The following is a 7693-nucleotide window of genomic DNA, read 5'->3' on the forward strand; positions in this document are numbered from 1 at the left end:
CTCTGACTATCTTTGCAGTGAACCGCCACTTGTATGAATCGCTGGAGCTGACGGTAGATGTACGCAGTTTCGAGGGCTACCGTATTGTCGAGCATACCGTACTGGAGCATGATGATCTCAAAGCGACCAACAGCCCAGATGGTGAAAAGGTTACGCCTCATAACGGTGGCAATGCCAAGCTTGAAGACGGAATTGTAAAAGCTTATTTGGGTAAAGCCTCTTGGAACGTTATCCGTCTTGCTAAGTCTCATTAATTCTTTTATATAAAAGGAACGGACTGGGTTATACCTAAAAAGCCCGCATTCTCTCTTGTAAGGCTACTACAAGAGCAGCAATGCGGGCTTTTGTATAAAAATGAGCCATTTGTCCCTCCATCGATATAGTGCTCAAAAGGAAGAGGTAATTCCAATAAATATTATATTTATTCCTAAATTTAACTAGGCAAAGATGATCCTTAATCACTATGTGTTTGTGCATCGTACATTTTTATGAAGTTATTTAGACCCAGTGCTGATATTCCTGGGTGAAAAAAGACCCTGTTATACCATTGTCAATGAATTGATATCTGAAATGAGGGTGTGTAATCCGATTTAAATCCACGTTATACTTTAAAAGATAGCTATTTTAAATAAAAGATGGCTGTAGCATTTCGAGAAAGGGATGATCTCTATGAGTCAAACAGACGAATATCGTTTTCAAGTGAATTTGGGCGGCATGATCGATATTTTGGCCAATCATTTATATAGCAGTCCACGAGTGTTTATACGTGAAATACTACAAAATGCAACAGATGCGATCACAGCTCGCAAGGAGCTGCGGAGGACTACCGCTGAAAGTAGAGCATTAAAAGAAGACAATGCCCTTGATGATATAGCTTCTGAAAGTAGCGACTATGAAGGCAAAGTCATCGTCGAGCTATCCGGTTCCGGGGACCAGCAGGTACTGATGATTCAGGATAACGGGATCGGATTGTCGGAAAAAGACATTCACCGGTTTCTGTCGATCATCGGGCAGTCTTCCAAGAAGGGAGCTGATTTGCTGACCTCGGAGACTTCATTTATCGGGCGCTTTGGCATTGGCTTGCTGTCTTGCTTTATGGTGAGCGATGAAATTGTAGTACTGACCCGTTCGGTGAAGGAAGGCATTTCTATGGAATGGAGAGGGAAGCCAGATGGGACGTATACGATTCGTCGATTAGAGACTGAGCTGCCTACAGGAACGCAAATTTATTTGCGTTGTAAGCCAGGGAGCGAGTTTTATTATGAGCCAGCGCAGGTGAAAGATTCCTTATTTTATTATGGTGCCTTGCTGCCTTATCCTGTCCTGCTGTCTGTAGACGGAGAGACCAAGCAGGTCAACCTTCCATCGACAAGCTGGATGCAGGACCCAGAACAATTACGGAGTCGCCGCGGTGAGGTGCTGGATTTAGGCTATCGCCTGATGGGTGAGCGCTTCAGTGATTTTATACCGCTGCGAACGGCATCGGGCAGAACCGGCGGGATTGCATTCATTTTGCCTCGTAGTGTTAATCTGAACAGCAAGCGGCTGCATCGGGTGTATCTGAAGCATATGCTCGTGTCTGACAAAGCGGAAAATGTATTGCCAGAATGGGCATTTTTCATTAAAAGCTTGATTTGGACAGATGAGTTGCAACCAACGGCATCACGTGAATATTTTTATGAAAATGAGCAGCTTGATGCGGTTCGTTCTGAATTGGGGACCTGTATTCGCGAAGAACTGCTACGCATGGCGGAATATGAGCCAGACCGCTTGCAGCACTGGATTCATTTGCACGAGCTGTCCATGAAGGCGCTCGCGGTCGAGGATGATGAATTTCTGCGGATTATGCATCGCTGGTTTTCCTTCGAAAGTACATTTGGGCGGCGCGAGCTGAGTGAACTGATCCGAGAGGCGGGCGGACGTTCGCTCCATTACACGGCGACCGTGGATGAGTATCGTCAGATTACGCATGTGGCGGCAGCACAATCGATGCTGGTGATCAATGGCGGATATATCTATGATTCGGAAATTTTAGAAAGGCTGCATTGGGTCGACGCTACCCTGCACACAGAGCGACTTAGCCCTGAAGACGTATCTCTATCTTTTACCGGACTGACGCAGGAAGAGCATACAAAGTATTACGGTGTGCTGCGTGTGATGGATGCTGCTTTGCAGCCGATGCGGTGCCGCGCTGAGTTGAAACGTTTTGAGCCTGCGAGCTTGCCTGTGCTGTACACCATTTCACAGGATGCACTAACCTTGCGCTCTATGGAAAACACCGTTGAAGAGACAACTTCACTTTTTTCCAATGTGCTTGATAGTCTAAAAGCAGGAGTCCAGCAGAACGCGGGCTACTCAACCTTATATTTTAATTTTAATAACCCGGTAGTGGCGCGGATTTTTGAGGCTACTGATACACAGATGATTACGGCTGCGACCGAAATGATGTATGTGAATGCGCTTATGATGGGTCACTATCCGATGAACCGCAGTGAGCTAGGGCTGATGAACCGGAGTGTACTGCATTTTATCAATTGGGGATTAGGGAACGGACAGAACACGTAATTGTGTAACTAGAGGAGGATTCAAATGGAAGAGACGATATATGAATTGATGGAGCAGGCGCAGGATATGCCCGGGGGGGCAGCAAAGCTGGCGATTCTGGAAGAGGCTGTTCGCTTGGCCGATTCTTCAGGCTTGAAGGAGCTCGCTTATGAAATTCGGGGAGAGATTGTAGACTGTGCTATTTTTAACGGATATCCATTGAAATCGCTGATTGCTTTTTCATGGCAGCTGGGTCAATTTGACCAAAATCCAGAGGAGTACGACCCCGTTGAACTGTTGTGGAATTACAAATGGATACTCGGGAAGGTGTGCAGTTTTCCGAATATATCGAAGACTCAAATCGAGGATCTGGTAGAGGATATGCGCAGACGTTATGCCGAGTACGGATATAATGAGCGTCCATATTACTATTATAAATTCCGCATCGCGATGGACATGGGTGAATTGGATGAAGCACGGCGGTATCTGGATATGTTCCGCGTGATTGAGCCGGACAGTATGAGTGATTGTGAAGCTTGTGAGCAGAGCCAGATGGTGCGGTTCTATTACTTGACCGGAGAAGACGAGCAGGCGCTTGCCGTGGCCAAGCCGATTTTATCGGGACGGATGAGATGTGCAGAAGTGCCGCATGTGACGCTCTCACAGGTGCTTTTGCCGCTGTATCGTCAAGGCGAGGTTGATCAAGCGAAGGAGCAGCATCGCAAAGGCTATCGCCTGGTTCGTGATGACCGTGACTTCCTGAAAACGATAGCAGAGCATATCGAGTATTTGACGGTTGCCAATCCGATTGAAGGAATCGGAGTGGTGGAACGTCATTTGCACATCGCATTGGACTATGAGAGCGGATTGGAGCAAATGTATTTTTACGCAGCGATGGTGGGGCTGCTGCAAAAGTTGGATACTTCAAGAAAACTTCGTCTGATTCGGATGCCTGCATCTTTTGAATGGGGTAAACAGGAACGTACGTTAGAAGAGATCATTGCGTACTTCAAACCACTGGCAGAGTCTGCGGCAGCTGAATTTGATCGACGGAACGGGAATGCATTTTATTCGAATTGGATCGGAAAGATCGTTCAAACGGCGTAGAAGAACAGGCGACTGTGGCGAATATTTTATACAGCCCAAACAATGAACGGGTACAATGTTCTTGTTTGAATGGACAGGGGGGATTAGATCGTGAATATGACCCGGAAGGTCATTAATTTTGCACATCGCGGAGCTTCGGGGGTATGTCCTGAAAATACGATGGCGGCTTTCCGCCACGCGTTAGAACTGGGAGCAACAGGCATCGAAACGGATGTGCAGCGTACCCAAGATGGGCATTTGGTGCTGATTCACGATGAGTCGCTGGAGCGCACGACAGGTTGCCCACTGGATGTAAAAGATATTACGCTGGAAGAATTGAATAAGTTGGATGCGGGCAGTTGGTTTAATGAGAAATTCCAAGGCGAGCGGGTACCGATGCTGGATGAGTTACTGGGACTGGCACAGTCCTCGGATACCATTATCAATCTGGAACTGAAAAATAGCATTCATCTCTATCCGGGGATGGAGAAAGAGGTTATTGCCGCTGTGAAGCGTTTTGGATTGGAAGAGCGGGTGATCTTATCCAGCTTCAATCACGAATCGCTCGCGCTCTGCGCGCAGATTGCTCCCGAGATCAAGACGGGAGCGCTATATATTGAGATTTTGGTTCGCCCAGCGGAGTATGCAACCCAATTCGGGGCAACAGCACTTCATGCCTACAAGCAAGTGGTCACACCAGAAGCGGTGTCTGAGGCTTTGGCATTAGGCGTCGTCTACCATCCATGGACGGTGAATGAGCCAGAAGAAATGGAACGTCTGCTGGAGGCCAGAGTGAACGGCATCATCACAGACTATCCTGATCGGTTGGCGCACCTTCTAGCTGTTCACTCTTCCTAAGTGGAAGACACAGCAAAACTACAATTAAGGATTGTATGGAAATAGTTGTAGGCTATGTATTGAAAGAAAAAGACTCTCCTACGTACTCGCTTTCACGAGACGAGGAGAGTCTTTTCTGGCTTGAGCTGAAGAGAATACCATCACGACGTTTTGATTCTGTTCTACTTGATACCGAGTCTCATACGATAGCTGAACAGGATATCCAGTGTCCTGCCTTCAAAATGATTCTCTACCAGCTGGATGAAGCGAGCTATATCGTCATCAAGCGTTCGATTACCAAGTTTGAAAAGGCTCTGAATCCCTCCCTGGCTAAGAGCGAGCCCGGTATAACGAGCAGCATCACATTGCTCACGATTGTGGAAGACAATCTCCCGAATATAGCGAAATTGACCGCTACGGTGCAGATTAGCTAGATGCTGATCCTTGCTCCATTTGTGAGCCTGTTGTTCTACAGGAGCTTCCTGTTTCAAAACGGCATCCGCTTTGGTGATCAGCTCTGTATAAGCTTGCTCGATCTGCCATTGCAGCACTGGAGGCCAGTCACAGTCAAAGGCCGCGAACACGCCGCCTTGAGCCAAGACCCTGCCTGCTTCCCGGAGCGTGCTCTCAGGGTCCATCCAGTGAAAGGATTGAGAACAGGTAATGACGTCTACAGTGCCATCCTCAAAGGGCAGGTTGTTGGAGAACCCGCTTTCGAAGGAAATAGTTCCTGCCATTGTCGTTCCTGCTTTCTCCAGCTTGCGCTGCGCTTTCCCTCTCATGTCCGGGTTAGGCTCGATGCCGACGATTCGTCGAGCGATGTCTTTCCATATGAAGGTTGAAAGTCCGGTACCGCAACCAAGATCGGCAACTAGCTCTACGTTCCGATCCAGATAGCGGCTGATGATTTCCGCGACGAGTGATGGTGCTTCTGGACGGTGCTGATCGTAGTTGTCAGCAAAACCATTGAAACGATCCACATTACTTTGCAGATTTCCCTCAGGGATCATAGGTTCCTTTCCTCCTTAGCTTCGGCGGGCGACCGCGCAAATTCCGATGCTCTGTACTCTTACATTGTACATTTTTATGTGCTTAACCAGCTACTTTCGTGATTTTACAACATCATCGGATTGCGGTAGGAGGAAACTTGCCTACTTTATCATGGAAGCAAGCGCCCACTCCCGCATCATGGAGTCAAGCATTGGACGCAAATCTTCGCGCTGCATGCCCATATGAAGCACCGCTTCCAGATAGCCCGCTTTATCACCGATATCGTAGCGTGTGCCCTCTAGTTCCAATGCGAGCAGTTGATTCTGCAATGCTACTTGATGCAGAGCGTCTGTCAATTGGTACTCACCGCCCGCTCCAGTGGACATGTTTTCCAATATGGAGAAAATAGACGGCTCCAATACATAGCGGCCAATGACGGCCTGCCGTGAAGGAGCATCTGCCGGAGCGGGTTTTTCAACAAGCCCGCCGACTTCATGAATAAGACCATTTTGGTGGATAGAGTCAATAATACCGTATTTACTGACATCCTGTTCTTCTACCGTGCGCACGCCGACCACTTGCTTGCCAGTGGCTTCGTATACATCCATCATTTGCCGAATCGCTGGAGTGGAGGAATTCATAATGTCATCGCCCAGTAACACTGCGAAGGGTTCATCACCAATGAACTGACGAGCGCAGCGTACCGCATGTCCCAAGCCAAGGGGTTCTTTTTGACGGATATAGTGAATGACTGCTTTGCCCCCGATGCTTTGAACCTCACGCAGGAGATCATATTTTCCCTTGCTCTCCAGTACTTGCTCCAACTCTACAGACTTGTCAAAATGGTCCTCGATGGCTTTTTTATTACGCCCTGTAACGATAATGATGCTCTCAATTTCAGACTTGATAGCTTCTTCAACAATATATTGAATCGCTGGTTTATCTACGATTGGGAGCATCTCTTTTGGTAATGCTTTTGTAGCTGGCAAAAAACGGGTTCCTAAACCAGCGGCAGGGATCACGGCTTTTGTAATTTTTCTCATAGAGATTCACTTTCCTTTCAGGATGGGGAACCGAACACCCAGTATCGGCTCCCGATATAATTGATAATCATTCCGGCTGCGGTAGCGATCAGCTTGCTTAAAGCAAGCGGCAGCTCGGTTTCAGTGTGAAGGACTTGCAATAATAAGGAGGTTATCCCCAATACGATGAGGTTGATGACGATAAATTTGAGTAATCGGCCCTTGTTCGTGTTGTTTGCTTGTTGTTTGCTGAAAGTCCATCTGCTATTCAAAATATAACTGTTGGCTGTGCCGCAGCTATACGAAATGATCTGCGCCACCACGACCTGCACTCCGGCCCAAGCCAGCAGCATAAAAATGATATAATCTACGCCCGTATTCACCAGACCTACGATGCCAAATCGGATCATGGGAAGCAGCTGGGCTATGCGACTTTTCATTGGATTAGGCTCCATGACCGGATTTAGGCCCAGTATATACCGCGCTGTTACCGCGCACTGTGCGTCCACCTGAAATCAGGCTGTCGCGGGCTCCTTGCATATACAGAGAATCGCGTTGTTCAGGGACCTTCATAGCATGAGTCGGACCGTTATCGTATTGTCCACCCAGACGTTCACGGACAATGTAGAGTGGACGCGCTTTGGTTTCGTCATAAATCCGCCCAATATATTCACCCATAATACCGAGAATAATCAGAATCACCCCGTTGAAGATCAGGCTGATGCTAATCATGGACGACCAGCCCTTCATCACATAGGAATCGGTGAAAAAGTTAAGAAACAATACATACATTAGATACAGGAAGCCGGACATGGACAGAAGTGCTCCGATATAACCTGCCAGCTTGAGCGGCTTGATCGAAAAAGAAGTGATCCCATCGAGACTGAGCTTGATCATGCGTTTTAGCGGATACTTGGTTTCGCCTGCGAGCCGCTCATCGCGCTCATATTCAACAGCGGTTTGTTTAAAGCCGATCCAACTGACCAGACCGCGTACGAACCGGTTATTTTCCGGCAGCCGTTTCAATTCATCTATGACCTTGCGATCCATCAGACGGAAGTCTCCGGTGTCGACCGGGATATTAATATCCGTTGATGCTTTAAGTACGCGATAGAAGAGGCTGGCAGACCATTTCTTGAAGCGAGTTTCGCCATTGCGTTTGAGTCGTTTGGCGTAGACGACTTCGTAGCCTTCCTTCCACTTGTTAGCCATCT

Annotated in this window: 8 protein-coding genes; 4 read left to right on the top strand and 4 right to left on the bottom strand. The window is 47.8% G+C overall.

Translation table 11 applies throughout. The features are described from left to right. From AC5V8P_RS20910 to AC5V8P_RS20925, 4 genes are all read left to right on the top strand, one after another. Positions 1–254: alpha-L-arabinofuranosidase C-terminal domain-containing protein (locus AC5V8P_RS20910; RefSeq protein ID WP_495473824.1), on the top strand; the 254-nt coding region annotated here is incomplete at its 5' end. A 415-nt stretch (positions 255–669) separates the two neighbouring features. Beyond that, positions 670–2565: an HSP90 family protein gene (locus tag AC5V8P_RS20915; RefSeq protein WP_063206953.1), complete on the top strand. Its 1896-nt coding sequence runs from the start codon at positions 670–672 to the stop codon at positions 2563–2565. A gap of 24 nt (positions 2566–2589) precedes the next feature. Then, positions 2590–3651 carry a hypothetical protein gene (locus AC5V8P_RS20920; RefSeq protein ID WP_064795649.1) on the top strand — a complete coding sequence of 354 codons (1062 nt, stop codon included), beginning with the start codon at positions 2590–2592 and terminating at the stop codon, positions 3649–3651. Positions 3652–3741: 90 nt separating this feature from the next. Then, entirely contained in the window at positions 3742–4488 is a 747-nt protein-coding gene (locus AC5V8P_RS20925; RefSeq protein WP_064795650.1) for a glycerophosphodiester phosphodiesterase, read from the top strand. A 161-nt stretch (positions 4489–4649) separates the two neighbouring features. Here AC5V8P_RS20925 and AC5V8P_RS20930 read toward each other — a convergent pair whose 3' ends face one another. From AC5V8P_RS20930 to AC5V8P_RS20945, 4 genes are all read right to left on the bottom strand, one after another. Continuing rightward, positions 4650–5477, bottom strand: a complete 828-nt coding sequence (locus tag AC5V8P_RS20930; RefSeq protein WP_063206962.1) for a class I SAM-dependent methyltransferase — start codon at positions 5475–5477, stop codon at positions 4650–4652. A 141-nt stretch (positions 5478–5618) separates the two neighbouring features. Beyond that, positions 5619–6500, bottom strand: coding sequence for a UTP--glucose-1-phosphate uridylyltransferase GalU (galU, locus tag AC5V8P_RS20935; RefSeq protein ID WP_063206965.1), 882 nt, complete (start codon positions 6498–6500; stop codon positions 5619–5621). 17 nt (positions 6501–6517) lie between these two features. After that, positions 6518–6919 (bottom strand): GtrA family protein, encoded by a 402-nt coding sequence (locus tag AC5V8P_RS20940; protein WP_064795651.1) that lies wholly within the window; start codon positions 6917–6919, stop codon positions 6518–6520. A gap of 4 nt (positions 6920–6923) precedes the next feature. Continuing rightward, on the bottom strand, positions 6924–7693 hold a 770-nt coding region (locus AC5V8P_RS20945; protein WP_495473825.1), incomplete at its 5' end, for a glycosyltransferase.

Source organism: Paenibacillus sp. N119s (genome assembly GCF_059447605.1).

Coding starts and splice junctions, on each gene's coding strand:
- AC5V8P_RS20915 (WP_063206953.1), top strand. CDS start 670: ATGAGTCAAACAGACGAATATCGTTTTCAAGTGAATTTGGGCGGCATG.
- AC5V8P_RS20920 (WP_064795649.1), top strand. CDS start 2,590: ATGGAAGAGACGATATATGAATTGATGGAGCAGGCGCAGGATATGCCC.
- AC5V8P_RS20930 (WP_063206962.1), bottom strand. CDS start 5,477: ATGATCCCTGAGGGAAATCTGCAAAGTAATGTGGATCGTTTCAATGGT.
- galU (WP_063206965.1), bottom strand. CDS start 6,500: ATGAGAAAAATTACAAAAGCCGTGATCCCTGCCGCTGGTTTAGGAACC.
- AC5V8P_RS20940 (WP_064795651.1), bottom strand. CDS start 6,919: ATGAAAAGTCGCATAGCCCAGCTGCTTCCCATGATCCGATTTGGCATC.